Source organism: Exilispira thermophila (assembly GCF_055389015.1).
The window spans coordinates 610,745-626,199 of record NZ_AP042476.1; the positions used below are offsets into that span (position 1 = coordinate 610,745).

Here is a 15,455-nt window from a genome sequence, read left to right on the forward strand (position 1 = left end):
TAAAAGTACAAATTCAGGTTAATTAATTATCAAAAATTGATATAGTAGAGAATAATTTATTAAAGGTATAATTAAATTATGAATTACAATCAGTTATATTCTCTTCAGGATAAGGTGTTAAAAATTGTTTTTGAAAATGATAAAGAATTTTATTTAACAGGTGGTACATGTATTAATAGATTTTATTGGGAACAAAGATACTCGGATGACCTTGATTTTTTTATAGATAAATTTCTCAATTTTAAATTAAAAATTAAGTATCTTATTGATAAGTTATCTTGTTTTGATATCAAGATAGAAGTTAACAGTAAAGACTTTGTTCGTGTTTTTATTAATAATATTTTACAAATAGATTTTGTAAATGAATTTGCACCTTATTATAAGGAAATGATGTAAAATTTATGTAAAATTAAAAATAGATATTTGATTTTGAAATTTATTATTATTATTTATAAATAATAACTATTATTTGTAAATAATATCTTTATTAATTATAATAGCTTTATTATGGGAAACCAAAAATTGAAAAGAATCAGGCTAACAGAATTTGAAATTTCTCAAATTAAAAAGGTTTCTATGAATATATTTAAAGAAAATTGCAGAGTATGGATTTTTGGTTCAAGAACTGATCCTTTGTTAAAAGGGGGAGATATTGATATTTATATTGAAACTGATTTCAGCAGTAAGGAAGAGGTAATATCAAAAAAATTGGAATTTTTGGTTGAATTAAAAAAAAAATTGGGGAACAAAAAATTGATGTAATTATCAGAAAATTTAATAGTGATGATTTTATTTCTAATGAGGCAAAAGAGAAGGGGGTTAGAATTATATAACAATTTATAAAAAAAATAATTAAACAAGAGAAAGGGTAAAAACCAATATTATTTTAGAAAAATTAGAAAAATAACAAATAAAAATAACAAATAAAGAAAAGGAAAAGGATGTTTTACGAAAATGAAGGATATAAAAGTTATTATTGATGAACTTGATAAGTTAATAGAAAGAATGATTATTACAAAAAATAAAATTAAATTATGGCAATTAAATAAAGATCTTTTTAATGATCAAAATAAAGTAGAAATTATTGATTCATTTATATTTCGATTTTCTAAAATTCAGGATACTATTGGAAATAAACTTTTTCCAGGGATTTTGATGGTTTTAGAAGACTCATACCTATCCCTGGGAAACAGATATTTTACTTGAGGAAATTAATAATAAAATTGTATGGCATTTATTGTTAAAACATTTAATAAAAAAAAATTAATATGATATAAATAAAAGTGTATAAAATAAAGCAAATAAATATATAATTAAATATGTGTTTCTAAAGAGTACATATGTTAATATATTAAACTAATAAGATTTTTTAAATGAAAAAAAAAGTTGAAGAAAAAATTAATTCTATAAAAAATTTATTGATAGAAGAATTGAATCCTGACAAAATAATTTTATTTGGTTCTCTTGCTAAAATGATTCAAAATGAAATAAAAGAAAAAAATAATTTTGATATTGATATCTTTGTAGAAGTGAATAACAATTATTCTTTAAGAAAAATACGAAATATAAAAGAAAAAGTAGATAGTTTGTCTGGAATCTATAGTGTTGATCTCATATTTTCTAATAATACTGATCTGGATTTTAAAAAATTAATTGAAACTACAGGAGTTATATTATATGAAAAAAATAGAAGTTAAAGTTGCAATAAATAAATTAAAAGATGTTTTTTTAAGACTAAAAGAAGCCTGTGATATAGCTATTGATGACCTTGATAAAGATGGGGTTATACAGAGATTTGAATTTACAGTAGAATTATTATGGAAAACTTTAAAAATAGTCCTTGAATATAATAAGATTGATTGCACATCACCAAGAGATTGTATTAAAAAAAGTTATAGATATTCATTAATTGAAGACGATGAAATTTTACTTGATATGCTAGAAGATAGAAATAGAAGTTCTCATATTTATAACCAGAAAGTATCTGAAGAAATATTCATGAGAATTAAGAACTATTATGTAGAAATAATAGAAAAAATATTAAATAAAATTGAAAAAATGTAAATTTTGTTTTAATAAAATACATTTAAATAGTTATTTAAACAAAGATAATTAATTCAGATAAAATAATTATTTTAAAATAAAGTGAAAGAAAACCCAAAAAAAAGAATGGAAAAAAAATAGATAAAAAGAAAAAAATAGATAAGATAGATAAAAAAGTAAATAGATAAAAAAATAAAAGATATATAATCTGGAGGTTTAATTTATGAAAGATAAATTGATAGAAAAAAAAGGTGAAATTTTATTTTTTGAAAATGCAGATACAAAACAAAGATATCAGGCTCATGAATCTACTTATATTGATGAAAATGTAAAAATTGGAGAAAATACAAGGATATGGCATTTTACTCACATTATGAAAAATGCTCAAATTGGAAAAAATTGCTCTATCGGACAAAATGTTAATGTTGGTTCAAAAGCAATAATTGGAAATAATGTTAAAGTTCAGAATAATGTTTCCATTTATGATGATGTAATTTTAGAAGATGATGTTTTTTGTGGGCCATCAATGGTTTTTACAAATGTTATCAATCCAAGAGCATTTATTGAAAGAAAAGACCAATATAAAACAACACTTGTGAAAAAGGGAGCAGCAATTGGAGCAAATGCGACTATTGTTTGTGGAGTAACTCTTGGTAAATACTGTTTTATTGGTGCTGGAGCTGTTGTTAATAAAGATGTTAAAGATTATGCTTTAATGGTTGGAGTTCCTGCTAAACAAATTGGTTGGGTTTGCAAATGTGGAGTTACTTTAAAAGAAATACATGATGAAAATAAAAATCTAAAAAATAAATTTTTTAAATGTCCAGAATGTGGTAATGAATATATAGAGATTGATAATAAATTGAAACCTGTAAAAGAAAATTGATAAATAAAAATTTAATGTTATAAAAATTTTAAGTAATGTAAAACATAATTTTTAAAAAATATAAGAGGGTATTTGTTATGGGTAAAGTTATTGAAGATAAGAAAAAAAGAACATTTACTGAAGAGCAATTTTATGAGAAAATAAATTCTATTTCAGAAAAATTTTCAATTCTTGAAAGAATTATTAGAATTGAAGAAGAGATTAAAAATCAGAATAAAAATATTGAATTATTAATTCAAAGTATGAACAAAAGGTTTGAAGCAATAGATAAGAGATTTGAAATAGTTGATAAACGTTTTGAAGAGTTAAGAGAAGATATGAATAGAAGGTTTGAAGCAGTTGATAAGAGATTTGAAGAATTACGAGAAGATATGGACAAAAGGTTTGAAGCAGTTGATAAGAGATTTGAAGAATTACGAGAAGATATGGACAAAAGGTTTGAAGCAGTTGATAAGAGATTTGAAGAATTACGAGAAGATATGGACAAAAGGTTTGAAGCAGTTGATAAGCGTTTTGAAGAATTAATACAAAATATGAATAAAAGGTTTGAAGCAGTAGATAAGAGATTTGAAATAGTTGATAAGAGATTTGAAGAATTACGAGAGGATATGAACAAAAGGTTTGAAGCAATAGATAAGAGATTTGAAATAGTTGATAAACGTTTTGAAGAGTTAAGAGAAGATATGAACAAAAGGTTTGAAACAGTAGATAAGAGATTTAACTCTATGATGTGGTTTATTGGAATATTAACAACTATTGCTGTAACTTTATCGGTAACTTTAATTAAATTCATATTATAATTATAATTTATCTGTTTTCTTTTATTAAAAATATTTCATTTATTTTTTATTAAAATTTTATTAAATTTTTTTTAATTTATTTTTTAAAATAAATAAGTAAAAAGTAATATAAAAAAATTTTATCTAGATAAATAGAAAGGACACAAAATGAAAGTGCCATTTTTTACACCTGTAAGAAATTATCATAACCATAAAGAAGAATTTGATAATGCAATTAATAAAATTCTTGAAAAAGGAAATTTTATTTTAGGTGATGATGTTGAAAAGTTAGAAAATGAAATAGCTGAATATACTGGTGCTAAATATGCTATAGGAGTTGCATCTGGAACTGATGCACTTACAATTGCTTCTGATGTTTTAGGATTTAAAGATGACAGTTTTATAATAACTACACCATTTACTTTTTTTGCTTCAGCTTCATGTATTGTTAGAAATGGTGGATTTCCTATGTTTGTTGATATTGATGAAGAAACTTTACAGATTGATCCTGAAAAAATTGAGCAGGAAATTGATAAAATGAAAAATAGAGAAAATCTAGCAGGAATTTTACCAGTTCACCTTTTTAATCAGATGGCAAATATGAATGAGATTATGAAAATAGCTAAAAAATATAATTTGAAAGTTCTTGAAGATGGAGCTGAAAGTTTTGGTATGAAGTATAAATTTAAAAATAGCAACAATGATTTTGAATTGAAGCATTCTGGGACTATTGGTGATGCAGGGATTTTCTCCTTTTTTCCAACTAAAACTCTTGGTGGATATGGTGATGGAGGAATGATTGTTACCAATAATAAAAAACTTTATAATTTATTTAAAGTTTATAGAGTACATGGTACAACAAAAAAATATCATCATGAATATGTGGGGTACAATTCAAGACTTGACACAATTCAAGCTGCAATATTAAGAATTAAATTAAAATATATTGATAATGATATTACAAAAAGAGATAAAATTGGAAATCTTTATAATAAACGGTTACAAAAACTTCAAGATAAAGGTTTAATTAAACTTTTTAAAATGCCTGAGAATCAAAAAACTGTTTATTATGTTTATAATATTTTAGCTAAAAATAGAGATAAGTTGAAAAATTTTTTATCTGAAAATGGTATTGGAACAGCTATTTATTATCCAGTCCCACTACATTTACAAAAATGTTTTCAAAATCTTGGATATTCTAAAGGAGATTTTCCTGTAGCAGAAAAAATATCTGAAAAAATTATAGCATTGCCTATGTTTCCAGAACTTACTGATGATGAAATAAATTATGTTTGTGATAAAATTGAAGAATTTTATGAGAAGAAATGAAGATATATTTAAGGTTTATTAATAACGGAACATATTAGATACATTTAGTTTTATTAATTAAAATAGTTAATTGAAGTCTTTTGAAAAATTATTCCTTGACAATTAATTTTGTTAAATCATATTTTGTTCAATGAGTGAACAAAATAGAGATAGTAACATTTTATCAAATGATTTAGATTATAAAAGTAATATACAAGAACTAAAGTTTAACGAAATTGATTATCAATTATTAAAGTTTATTCTTGAAAAGAATAAAAAAAAAGAAGCTTTTACTCAAAGGGAGATAGCAAAAGCTTTAAAAATATCTCTTGGTATGACAAATAATATTTTAAAAAAAGTTGTAAAAAGAGGTTTTGTGTTAATCTCTCATATAAATGGTAAAAAAATAAATTACATGCTTTCAAGTAAAGGGATAAATGAAATATATGAAAGGTCATTAAATTATTTTAAAAGGATAGCTAAAAATTCATATAATTTTAAAAATACTATATGTAACCTATTTTTTAAGTTAGAAACTAAAGGTTATGATAGTATAATTTTATTTGGTCAATCCAATATAGATTTTATTATAGAATATTGTTGTAATAAGTTTAATTTTAAATATAAAACTGTTAATGTTAAAAATTTTAATGATATTATTAGTTATTTAAAAAATAAAAATAAAGAATTTGATGAAAGTAAAATATTTTATTTTATTGGTGAATCTGTTTCTTTTATTAGTGATGAGGAAAGATATAATTTTAATAAATTTATTGATGAAAAATTAATTTCTATAACTCATTTAGTAAAGCTAATAAATATTTAAATATAAAATAATCTGAAAATAAAGATTTTTTAATGAATAGAATATTAAAATTAAAAATACAGGGAAATAATTACAAATAAAAAAATCAAGGAAATAAAAAAGTTATAAAGATTAGAAAATTGTAAATTTAAAAAAATATAAAATTTTTGATAGGAATTAAAATGAGTTATAAAGAAAATTTATTAGAAAAAATTAATTCTAAAGAAGCTGTATTAGGAGTGGTAGGCCTTGGATATGTTGGTTTACCATTAGCTGTTGAAAAAGCAAAAGCTGGATTTAAAGTTATTGGATTTGATATTCAACAAAAAAGAGTTGATATGGTTAATAAAGGTAAAAACTATATTGGTGATGTAGTTGATGAAGAGTTAGCTAATCTTGTTAAAAATAAAAAGATTGAAGCAACTGTAGATTATTCTAAAATATCTAATTGTGATACAGTTGCTATTTGTGTACCTACACCACTTGATAAATATATGCAACCTGATATTTCTTATGTTGTGAATTCAACAAATGAGATTGCAAAATATGTTAAAAAAGGAACTCTTGTTGTATTAGAATCAACTACTTATCCAGGAACAACTGAAGAGGTTATTAAACCTATTTTGGAAAAAAAGGGTTTTAAAATAGGAGAAGATCTATTTTTAGCATTTTCACCAGAAAGAGTTGATCCTGGTAATAAATTTTATAAAACAAAAAATACTCCAAAAGTTGTAGGAGGAGTTACCCAAAATTGTAGAGAAGTATCAAAAGCTTTATATGAATCAGTTTTAGAAGGTGAAATTTTTATTGTTTCTTCTCCAAAAGTTGCTGAAATGGAAAAAATTTTAGAAAATACTTTTAGAAATATTAATATTGCACTTGTAAATGAAATGGCAATACTTTGTGATAAAATGAACATTGATATATGGGAAGTAATAGAAGCTGCTAAAACAAAACCCTATGGATTTATGGCATTTTATCCTGGACCTGGACTTGGTGGACATTGTATTCCAATTGACCCTTATTATCTTACATGGAAAGCAAGAGAGTATGATTATCATACAAGATTAATTGAATTAGCTGGTGAAATTAATAATTATATGCCTGAACATGTTGTAAACAAAGCTTCTAAAATATTGAATAAATTTAAAAAATGTTTAAATGGAAGTAAAATATTTATATTAGGTGCTGCATATAAAAAAGATATTGATGATTTAAGAGAATCTCCTGTATTAAAAATACTAGAAATACTGGAAAGAGAGAATGCTGATATAATGATTAATGACCCATTTATCCCTGAATTTACTCATAATGGTGTTAAATATAAATCAGTTGAATTTAATGAGGAAAATCTTAAAAAAGCGGACCTTGTTTTAATTGCAACAGATCACAGTATATATGATGAAAATTTAATTGTTAATAATTCTAAAGCAATTTTTGATACAAGACATTTAATTAAAAATAAAAATGATAAAGTGTGGTATTTGTAATGGGATTAAAAAGTTTAGGTAAAAATTTTGGTAATGATAAAAAAAGACTTTTAGAAAATTTTTTTTCTCTTTCTATTTTACAGGGGGCAAATTATATTCTTCCTTTAATTACTTTACCTTATCTTGTAAGAGTTTTAGGACCTGAAAAGTATGGACTTATTGCATTTGCTCAGGCATTCATTCAGTATTTTATTATTCTTACTGATTATGGGTTTAATTTATCTGCAACAAGAGAAATTTCTATTAATAGAGAAAATAAAGAAAAAATTTCTGAAATATTTAGCTCTGTGATGGTTATAAAAGCTGGACTTTTAATTTTGTCTTTTGTTATAATGTTAATTGTAGTTTTTTTCTTTGGGAAATTTAAAAAGGATATGGAAATATACTTTTTGACTTTTGGTATGGTTATTGGACAAAATTTATTCCCTGTTTGGTTTTTTCAGGGTATGGAGAAGATGAAATATATAACTTTTTTGAATATAACTGCAAAACTGATCTTTACCGTTTCTATTTTTATTTTTATTCATAATGTTTCAGATTATATCTATGTACCTTTAATAAATTCCTTGGGATTTATAGTTGCAGGAATATTATCTTTATGGATTGTTTTTAGAAATTTTAGAATAAAATTAGTTATACCAAAAATTTCAGTAGTTTTAAATTACTTAAAAGATAGTACTCAATTTTTTTTATCTAGAGTATCTGTTTCTATTTATACTTCAAGCAATGCTTTTGTTTTAGGATTATTTACTAATAATATTATGGTTGGTTATTATTCTATTGCAGAAAAATTATATTTAGCATTAAAAAATATTTATTCTCCATTAACTCAAGTAATATATCCATATATGTCCAAAACTAAAAACTTAAAATTTATTAAAAAAATTTTTAAAATGACTTTATTAATTAATATTTTAATTATTATATTTTTATTCATAACATCTGGTTTTTTATTTAAACTCCTTTTTTCAAATCAGTCTAGTAATGAATCAATTATTGTATTTAGAATATTTTTAATTGCTTCTAGTGTAGTTGTTCCTTCTGTTATTACAGGATATCCTTTTTTAGCAGCAATGGGTTATCCAAAATATGCTAATAAAAGTGTTATATATGGTTCTGTTTTACATATTTCTATGCTCGTTATTTTTATGATTATAGGTTTTATAAGTATATATTCAGTTGCTGTTGCTGTTGTAATAACTGAAAGTTTTGTTTTTTTATATAGATTATATTATTCAAGGAGGATTCTTTATGAATAAAAAAAACAGAAAGGTTGTTATCACTTATGGAACATTCGATATGATTCATATTGGACACATGAATTTATTAAAGAGAGCTAAACAATTAGGAGATTATCTTATTGTTGGAATAACCTCAGAAAATTATGATAGAAATAGAGGAAAACTTAATGTACATCAAAATTTGATTGAAAGGATAGAAAATGTAAAAAAAACTGGTCTTGCAGATAAAATAATTATTGAAGAATATGAAGGTCAAAAGATAGTTGATATTCAAAAATATAATGTAGATATTTTTGCTATAGGTTCAGATTGGAAAGGAAAATTTGATTATTTAAAAGAATATTGCAAAGTAGTATATTTAGAAAGGACAAAAGGAATATCAAGTACACAATTAAGAAATAAGCATTTTGGAATAATCAAATTAGGTATTGTAGGTTATGGTAGAATCGCAAAAAGATTTGTATCAGAATCAAAATTTGTTAGTGGCGTTAATATAGAAGGTGTTTTTGGTCCAAATGAAGGAAAAGCTAAAAAATTTGCTAAAGAACATGAGCTTTTATTTGCAACTACAGATTTTAATGAATTCTTAAATAAAGTAGATGCTGTTTATATAGCTTCTCCCCACCATACCCATTATTATTATTCAAAATTATCACTTCTTAATGATAAACATGTTTTATGTGAAAAGCCTTTAACTCTATCAGAAAATGAAGCAATAGAACTTTATGAATTAGCTGATAAAAAAGGACTTACTTTTATTGAAGCTATTAAAACTGCTTATTCACCAGGATTTCAAAATCTTGTAAATATAGTAAAAAGTGGAATTATCGGTAAAATAAAAAATATTGATGCTACATTTACAAAACTTGTCAGTGGTAATATAAGGGAGTTAGATCCAACATTATATGGTGGTAGTGTAACAGAATTGGTATCATATCCATTGTTAGCCTTTGTAAAAATATTAGGGATAAATCCAGTTAATATAACATTCTATTCAGCTTTTGATAAAGAAAAAGGAGTTGATATTTTTACAAAAATTAACCTTGTATATAATTCTGCAATAGTTACAGCTAAAGTAGGTCTGGGAGTAAAATCAGAAGGTGATTTAATTATATCTGGAACAAAAGGATATATTTATGTTCCTGCACCCTGGTGGAAAACAGAATACTTTGAGGTAAGAGGAGAAAATTCTGAAGTTATCAGGAAATTTGTTGAAAGATTTGATGGAGATGGATTAAGATATGAACTTGCAGAATTTGTCCAGTTAATTAATAATAAAAAAAGCATTTCTTTTAAATTAAAACCACAAGAATCTATAACTATTTGTAAAGTAATAGAAAAATTTCTTAAAAAAGAGAATTTAATCTTAATTTAATAATAAAAATTTTTAAAAGGGAATAAATAAGTTGAATAAGTGAATATATGATTATAATCTAAAAATATTTAAAATTTTTTGATATTTTTTTAATATGAAAGATATTTAATAAAAAATTTAGAGATATTAGAAAAAATAAAGAGAAAATTAGAATGAAATTTATGATAAATAAAATAAAAATTAAAAAATATATAATTAAAATTTAATGGGTTTTATAATAAGGGGAAATATATAAAATGATTGATTTTATTAGAATATTAAAAAAGATTATAATTTTTACAATAATGCTTCCATTTTATTGGGTTTCTTATATTATTCCAAAAAATAAAAATGTTTGGATTTTTGGAGCATGGTTTGGAAAAAGATATACTGATAATAGTAAATATTTATTTGAATATGTGAATAAATATCATCCAGAAATAAAAGCTATTTGGATGACTTGTACTCAGGATACTTATGAACTTATAAAAAAGAAGGGCTATAAAGTATACAAAACATATAGTTTAAAAGGAATGTATTATTCACTAAAAGCTAAGGTAGGAATTGTTTCAAATGGAATGAAAGATATAAATATGTTTTTAACAGGTAATATGCAAATTATACAGCTTTGGCATGGAATTCCTCTGAAGAAAATAATGTTTGATGATAAAATTACTTTTAAAAATCCAACGATTTTAAAAAAAATATTATTTTTGATTTTTCCTTTTTTAAAAAAGAATTTATACTATTTGGATGCTTTGTTAATTGCTACATCTGAAGAAGTTCAAAAGACAATAAGTTCAGCTTTTAAAGTCCCTTTAAGACAGGTTAAGGTAACTGGGTATCCTCGTAATGACTCTTTCTATCAAAATCATGAAAATAATCTAGAATTTGTTAAAGAACTATTATTTCTAAAACAGCAAGGAAAGAAATTAGCTATATATATGCCTACACATAGAAAAGAAGGAAAAATGAATATAACTGAATTATTATTTTCTAAAATAGAATCTATAAATAGAATGCTACAGAAATTCAATTGTATATTATTAATCAAACTTCACTATTATCATACGAATGAAAGGTTATACTTAAAAGACAATAAATTTACAAATATAAAAGTGATAAATTCTGAATTAATTGAACAGGATATTTATAGTATATTAAAGTTTGTAGATGTACTCCTAACAGATTATTCTAGTATTTACTTCGATTATTTACTTTTGGATAGGCCTATTATTTTTACTCCTTTTGATTATGAAAATTATTTAAAAGAAGATAGAGAATTTTACTATGATTATGATAAAGTAACTCCAGGGTCAAAAGCAAAAAACTGGAATGAAGCTTTAATATATCTAAAAGAAGCTATAGAAAACCCTGATAAATACAAAAAAGAACGTGAATATATAAGAAATATGTTTCAAAAATACCATGATGGAAATAATAGCAAGAGGGTATTTAATGAGATTATCAAAATACTATCCTAATATTTATGTTTTTAATAGTAATGGTAAATGGATACTATTTAATATATATTTCATTTTTTTGATAAAAAATGAAATATTAAAAATATGTAAAATATATTGATGTATAGATGATAAGACATGATATAAATAAAAGTGTGTAAAAGAAAGAATAAGTTGCTTAAATAAATAAAAAATATTGCCTTCCGATGAAAAACTATGTATATACAAAAAAACAAATCATCAGGAGAAAAAAACATAAAAAACTTAGCTAAATTTTTAGAAAGTCAAGTGGTTTTAGAAGAATTTATTAAAAATCCTAGCAAAGTAAAAGAATTAATGTTATCTATATTAAAATATGGATATGAAAGTTTAATAAAAAATGAAACAGAAGCTGAAATAAGAAGCACTTTTTTATTTTGAATAATTTAAAAAGAGGTAGAGTTGTAAGTATAAAAAGTTAGTTAAAAATTTAGAAGAAATATTAAATTATATGTCAACATTTTATAAATTTTGGTGAAAGCAATAAAGAAGCTGATCCATACAACAAATTAGATAGAGAGGTTAAATGAAGAAGTAAGGAAAAGAATAGTTTTCCAATAATAGAACCAGAATAAAAACTATTATTTTTAATATTAAAATATTATGAGATTATATTGGAAAAAAGAATATCAAAAGGGTTTGTTCAATTAAAATATGAGATTGATAAATTGCTAAAAGAAAAGAAATTTGTGATTAATTTCAATTTTTCATTGGGAGGTAAAATTAGTTATAATTCTAGAATTATAACTAATTTAAAAATTTTTATCGATATAATTTGATATAAGAAGAATAAATAAAAAAAATAAATAAATAGTAATATTAATTTAGAGAGATAATAATATTTAGATTATTTGTTATGTAAAAAAGACTAAAAGAAATAGTATAAATATTCAACTATATTTGAAAAATACATAAAAATATTTTGATTGTATAAAACTAATTGTAATTTTATTTTGTAGAATATTTTAAAAGAAATATTGAAATCAATAATGAAATAAGGAGAAATTGTTATGTGGAAAAAAAATTTTTAACGAGGTTAAATATGGTTAAGCATAGAAATAACTATATACTTTTTATTAAAAAATTAACATTTTTATTTATTTTGTTTTCTCCCTTTTTCTTTAAGTTGTTTAGTATTCCTTTGATTTTAGTTTCATTATTTTTGATGGTAATATATTCATTAAATTTAAAATTAAATATAAATAGTAGAGTAAAACAATTGTTTATTCTAATATTATTTTATAACTGCATACTTGTTTCTATTTCCTTGTTAAATATAGATTTACCACAGATTAAAACTGGAATATATTCAGATCCAATTATTCCAGAATATATAAATTTAAAACAATTTTTCTATGGATTATTTTATAACAATGTATTATTTATATTTTTATTAATGTATTACTTTTTCTTAAGAAATGTTAAACAATATTATTATATAGAGAAAACAATTTTTTATTTTAGTTTATTAAATGTAATTTTTAGTATTATTGAAATATTTTTTCCTCAATTGCATCATTTTTTAATGTCTAAGGCTGGATATAAAAATATTAATTATTTTTTTATTATACGACCTGTTTCAATTGTGTTAAATTCTTATATTAATGCTTTTTTTTCATCTTTTTTTACTTTTTGGAGTATGTATTATTGGATAAATTTGCGAAAAAAAATTTATTTAATTTTGTTTTTTTTAGGTATTTTAGCAACTATTTTAGCAGGAGCTAGATTTTCTATATTATTATTAATATTGTCTTTAGTATTTTATTTTATTTTGTTAAAGAAAATTAAATTCATTTCTTATTTAATATATATTTTATTTGTTTTAGTAGTTATATTAATAATATTTAGTTATTTAAATAAAAATTATTTTACATTGTTAATATCAATAATAAAAATTTCTGATCCATCAGGGTCAGCAAATTTACATAAATTATTAATGTTGAAAACACTAAAAATTTGTTTTAATCATCCTTTGGGTATAGGTATAGGGAAGGCTGATTTTGGAGCATTGAATACAATTCCATCATTCGCTTATAACTCCGAATCTTTTTTATTAACTATACTTTTACAAGGAGGTATAATTTCTTTATTTATTTATATAGTAATTAATATTTTTCTTATATATCAACTAAATAAAATTAAAGCTTATCATTTAATATCATTTTCTATTGCTGTATTAATAATATCATTAATAAATATTCAAATATTACAATCAATTACTATGACATCAGTTATTGCTTTTATTTATTTACCAGCGCTATTAAAGGAATATTATAATGCAATTAAATAAAATTTACATTTTAATACTTAACTGGAATTCTTGGCATGATACAATTGAATGTCTAGAGTCTGTATTTAAATCTGATTATAAAAATTTTCAGATTATTATTATTGATAATGATTCTCAAGATAACTCTGTTGAAAATATAAAAAAATATTTAAATTGTGAGTTGTTACCAAAAATTTCAGATGATAACACACTTAAGAATTTAGTTTATCCTTTTTTAAAAGAAAAAATTCCTTATGTGGTTTATTCAGAGGAAGAAACTATCAAGGGAGGAGATATAAAAAAAGAAAAGTTTCTAAAATTACCTAAGGGAATCAATTATCCTGTTATAATTATTAAAAATAACAGAAATTATGGATTTGCTAAAGGAAATAATACTGCATTTAAATTTGTATTAAGTCGTAATGATTTTAAATATGTGTGGTTATTAAACAATGACACAGTTATAGAAAGAAATGCACTTTTTAATATGATTAAAGAAGCAGAAAAGGATGATAAAATAGGATTTGTTGGATCAATTATTAGATATTATAAGAATCCTGATTTTATACAGACTATTGGAGGTGGAAAATTTTACCCAATTTTAGGTGTGGGAAAACTTTATATGAAGAATAAGCATATATCGATTCTTAATAAACTTAATTCTGAAATAGTTAATAGGCATTTAGATTATATAATGGGGGCTTCTTTATTAATTAAAAAAAGAGTCTTAGAAGATATAGGGATATTTGATGAAAACTATTTTTTATATGATGAAGAACTTGATTTAATAACTCGTGGAAAAAAGAAAGGATGGAAGTTAGCTATTGCATTTAATAGCTATGTTTATCATAAGGAAAGTTCAAGTACCAAGGATAAAAAATGGCTTTATTACTATCTTATTAATAAAAGTAATATGATTTATCTAAAGAAGCATTATAGTATACTTTATAGTTTAATAGCTATACCTTTTATTGTAATAAATACTTTAAGAATTACTAAAAATATTAGAAATATAAAAGCAACAATTGGAGGCATAATAGATGGAATCAAACATAAATGCATATAATATTGTTTTTAAAGGTTTAAGAAAAGATTTTATTTTTGAACTATTAAAAAATAAAGATACACTTAATATTATTTATCCTGTAAATACTGAATTAATAGTGTTAGCTAATAAGAACAAAAGATTTAAAAAAATTTTGAATAAAAATATATCAACTATAGATGGGCAGATACCTTATTTTTTCTTAAAGTTTAAATATAAATGTTTAAAATTTGAGAAAATATCAGGATCAGACCTAATATTCGATATATGTAAAAAAGCTTCTGAATTGAAGTTAAAAGTTTTTCTTTTGGGAGGATTAGAAATTTCTAATAAATTATCTCAACAAAAGTTAAAAAATCTTTTTCCAGAACTTATTATAAATGGTTATTCTCCTTCTTATTATCCTTATCCTTTTCCAAAACAACATAATGAAAAAATTTTAGAAATATTAAAAGATTTTTATCCTGATATTTTATTTGTAGCCTTCGGTGCTCCTAAACAGGAGTACTGGATAGAAGATAATCGAATTTCATTAGAAAAACTAGGAATTAGATTAGCAATAGGTGTTGGAGGAACTTTTGAACTAGTATCAGGTATAGAAAGAAGAGCTCCTAAATTTATTCAACAGATAGGATTAGAAAGTGTATGGAGATTATATCAGAATCCAAAACGATTTAAAAGATTTCTTAGAAATTTCGAATTCTTTAAATATGTTTTTTTAAAATAAAAAAGT

Annotated in this window: 18 protein-coding genes; all 18 read left to right on the forward strand. The window is 22.7% G+C overall.

Translation table 11 applies throughout. The annotated features are described in order from the left end of the window. The first annotated feature begins 78 nt into the window (after positions 1 to 78). Positions 79 to 396, forward strand: coding sequence for a nucleotidyl transferase AbiEii/AbiGii toxin family protein (locus ACZ5EC_RS02580; protein WP_464303402.1), 318 nt, complete (start codon positions 79 to 81; stop codon positions 394 to 396). A 111-nt stretch (positions 397 to 507) separates the two neighbouring features. Beyond that, entirely contained in the window at positions 508 to 762 is a 255-nt protein-coding gene (locus tag ACZ5EC_RS02585) for a hypothetical protein (RefSeq protein WP_464303403.1), read from the forward strand. A gap of 192 nt (positions 763 to 954) precedes the next feature. Next, entirely contained in the window at positions 955 to 1,206 is a 252-nt protein-coding gene (locus ACZ5EC_RS02590; RefSeq protein WP_464303404.1) for a hypothetical protein, read from the forward strand. A gap of 167 nt (positions 1,207 to 1,373) precedes the next feature. Then, a complete protein-coding gene (locus ACZ5EC_RS02595) occupies positions 1,374 to 1,697 on the forward strand; it encodes a nucleotidyltransferase domain-containing protein (RefSeq protein ID WP_464303405.1) in 324 nt (107 codons plus the stop codon). Continuing rightward, a complete protein-coding gene (locus ACZ5EC_RS02600) occupies positions 1,678 to 2,064 on the forward strand; it encodes an HI0074 family nucleotidyltransferase substrate-binding subunit (RefSeq protein WP_464303406.1) in 387 nt (128 codons plus the stop codon). The genes ACZ5EC_RS02595 and ACZ5EC_RS02600 overlap by 20 nt, the downstream gene beginning before the upstream one ends. A gap of 202 nt (positions 2,065 to 2,266) precedes the next feature. After that, complete coding sequence (locus tag ACZ5EC_RS02605; protein WP_464303407.1) at positions 2,267 to 2,929, forward strand: acyltransferase; 663 nt, start codon at positions 2,267 to 2,269, stop codon at positions 2,927 to 2,929. 77 nt (positions 2,930 to 3,006) lie between these two features. Continuing rightward, entirely contained in the window at positions 3,007 to 3,729 is a 723-nt protein-coding gene (locus ACZ5EC_RS02610; RefSeq protein WP_464303408.1) for a hypothetical protein, read from the forward strand. A 147-nt stretch (positions 3,730 to 3,876) separates the two neighbouring features. Continuing rightward, positions 3,877 to 5,037: a DegT/DnrJ/EryC1/StrS family aminotransferase gene (locus ACZ5EC_RS02615; RefSeq protein WP_464303409.1), complete on the forward strand. Its 1,161-nt coding sequence runs from the start codon at positions 3,877 to 3,879 to the stop codon at positions 5,035 to 5,037. A 130-nt stretch (positions 5,038 to 5,167) separates the two neighbouring features. Further along, positions 5,168 to 5,842 carry a hypothetical protein gene (locus tag ACZ5EC_RS02620; RefSeq protein ID WP_464303410.1) on the forward strand — a complete coding sequence of 225 codons (675 nt, stop codon included), beginning with the start codon at positions 5,168 to 5,170 and terminating at the stop codon, positions 5,840 to 5,842. Between the two features lie 161 nt (positions 5,843 to 6,003). Beyond that, positions 6,004 to 7,311 carry a nucleotide sugar dehydrogenase gene (locus ACZ5EC_RS02625; RefSeq protein WP_464303411.1) on the forward strand — a complete coding sequence of 436 codons (1,308 nt, stop codon included), beginning with the start codon at positions 6,004 to 6,006 and terminating at the stop codon, positions 7,309 to 7,311. After that, positions 7,311 to 8,570, forward strand: coding sequence for an oligosaccharide flippase family protein (gene rfbX / locus ACZ5EC_RS02630; RefSeq protein ID WP_464303412.1), 1,260 nt, complete (start codon positions 7,311 to 7,313; stop codon positions 8,568 to 8,570). The genes ACZ5EC_RS02625 and rfbX overlap by 1 nt, the downstream gene beginning before the upstream one ends. Continuing rightward, positions 8,563 to 9,927 (forward strand): Gfo/Idh/MocA family oxidoreductase, encoded by a 1,365-nt coding sequence (locus tag ACZ5EC_RS02635; protein WP_464303413.1) that lies wholly within the window; start codon positions 8,563 to 8,565, stop codon positions 9,925 to 9,927. Before rfbX ends, ACZ5EC_RS02635 begins: the two co-directional genes overlap by 8 nt. A 236-nt stretch (positions 9,928 to 10,163) precedes the next feature. Continuing rightward, a complete protein-coding gene (locus ACZ5EC_RS02640; protein WP_464303414.1) occupies positions 10,164 to 11,390 on the forward strand; it encodes a CDP-glycerol glycerophosphotransferase family protein in 1,227 nt (408 codons plus the stop codon). 195 nt (positions 11,391 to 11,585) lie between these two features. Beyond that, the gene (locus tag ACZ5EC_RS02645) at positions 11,586 to 11,789 is read left to right on the forward strand and encodes a hypothetical protein (RefSeq protein ID WP_464303415.1); all 204 of its coding nucleotides are present in this window, start codon (positions 11,586 to 11,588) and stop codon (positions 11,787 to 11,789) included. Between the two features lie 233 nt (positions 11,790 to 12,022). Further along, positions 12,023 to 12,187, forward strand: coding sequence for a hypothetical protein (locus tag ACZ5EC_RS02650; protein WP_464303416.1), 165 nt, complete (start codon positions 12,023 to 12,025; stop codon positions 12,185 to 12,187). A gap of 233 nt (positions 12,188 to 12,420) precedes the next feature. Further along, the gene (locus ACZ5EC_RS02655; RefSeq protein ID WP_464303417.1) at positions 12,421 to 13,698 is read left to right on the forward strand and encodes an O-antigen polymerase; all 1,278 of its coding nucleotides are present in this window, start codon (positions 12,421 to 12,423) and stop codon (positions 13,696 to 13,698) included. After that, on the forward strand, positions 13,685 to 14,743 hold the full coding sequence (locus ACZ5EC_RS02660) for a glycosyltransferase family 2 protein (RefSeq protein ID WP_464303418.1): 1,059 nt from the start codon (positions 13,685 to 13,687) through the stop codon (positions 14,741 to 14,743). Before ACZ5EC_RS02655 ends, ACZ5EC_RS02660 begins: the two co-directional genes overlap by 14 nt. Next, on the forward strand, positions 14,718 to 15,449 hold the full coding sequence (locus ACZ5EC_RS02665) for a WecB/TagA/CpsF family glycosyltransferase (protein ID WP_464303419.1): 732 nt from the start codon (positions 14,718 to 14,720) through the stop codon (positions 15,447 to 15,449). Before ACZ5EC_RS02660 ends, ACZ5EC_RS02665 begins: the two co-directional genes overlap by 26 nt. Positions 15,450 to 15,455: the final 6 nt, after the last annotated feature.

Coding starts and splice junctions, on each gene's coding strand:
- ACZ5EC_RS02580 (WP_464303402.1), top strand. CDS start 79: ATGAATTACAATCAGTTATATTCTCTTCAGGATAAGGTGTTAAAAATT.
- ACZ5EC_RS02585 (WP_464303403.1), top strand. CDS start 508: ATGGGAAACCAAAAATTGAAAAGAATCAGGCTAACAGAATTTGAAATT.
- ACZ5EC_RS02590 (WP_464303404.1), top strand. CDS start 955: ATGAAGGATATAAAAGTTATTATTGATGAACTTGATAAGTTAATAGAA.
- ACZ5EC_RS02595 (WP_464303405.1), top strand. CDS start 1,374: ATGAAAAAAAAAGTTGAAGAAAAAATTAATTCTATAAAAAATTTATTG.
- ACZ5EC_RS02600 (WP_464303406.1), top strand. CDS start 1,678: ATGAAAAAAATAGAAGTTAAAGTTGCAATAAATAAATTAAAAGATGTT.
- ACZ5EC_RS02605 (WP_464303407.1), top strand. CDS start 2,267: ATGAAAGATAAATTGATAGAAAAAAAAGGTGAAATTTTATTTTTTGAA.
- ACZ5EC_RS02610 (WP_464303408.1), top strand. CDS start 3,007: ATGGGTAAAGTTATTGAAGATAAGAAAAAAAGAACATTTACTGAAGAG.
- ACZ5EC_RS02615 (WP_464303409.1), top strand. CDS start 3,877: ATGAAAGTGCCATTTTTTACACCTGTAAGAAATTATCATAACCATAAA.
- ACZ5EC_RS02620 (WP_464303410.1), top strand. CDS start 5,168: ATGAGTGAACAAAATAGAGATAGTAACATTTTATCAAATGATTTAGAT.
- ACZ5EC_RS02625 (WP_464303411.1), top strand. CDS start 6,004: ATGAGTTATAAAGAAAATTTATTAGAAAAAATTAATTCTAAAGAAGCT.
- rfbX (WP_464303412.1), top strand. CDS start 7,311: ATGGGATTAAAAAGTTTAGGTAAAAATTTTGGTAATGATAAAAAAAGA.
- ACZ5EC_RS02635 (WP_464303413.1), top strand. CDS start 8,563: ATGAATAAAAAAAACAGAAAGGTTGTTATCACTTATGGAACATTCGAT.
- ACZ5EC_RS02640 (WP_464303414.1), top strand. CDS start 10,164: ATGATTGATTTTATTAGAATATTAAAAAAGATTATAATTTTTACAATA.
- ACZ5EC_RS02645 (WP_464303415.1), top strand. CDS start 11,586: ATGTATATACAAAAAAACAAATCATCAGGAGAAAAAAACATAAAAAAC.
- ACZ5EC_RS02660 (WP_464303418.1), top strand. CDS start 13,685: ATGCAATTAAATAAAATTTACATTTTAATACTTAACTGGAATTCTTGG.
- ACZ5EC_RS02665 (WP_464303419.1), top strand. CDS start 14,718: ATGGAATCAAACATAAATGCATATAATATTGTTTTTAAAGGTTTAAGA.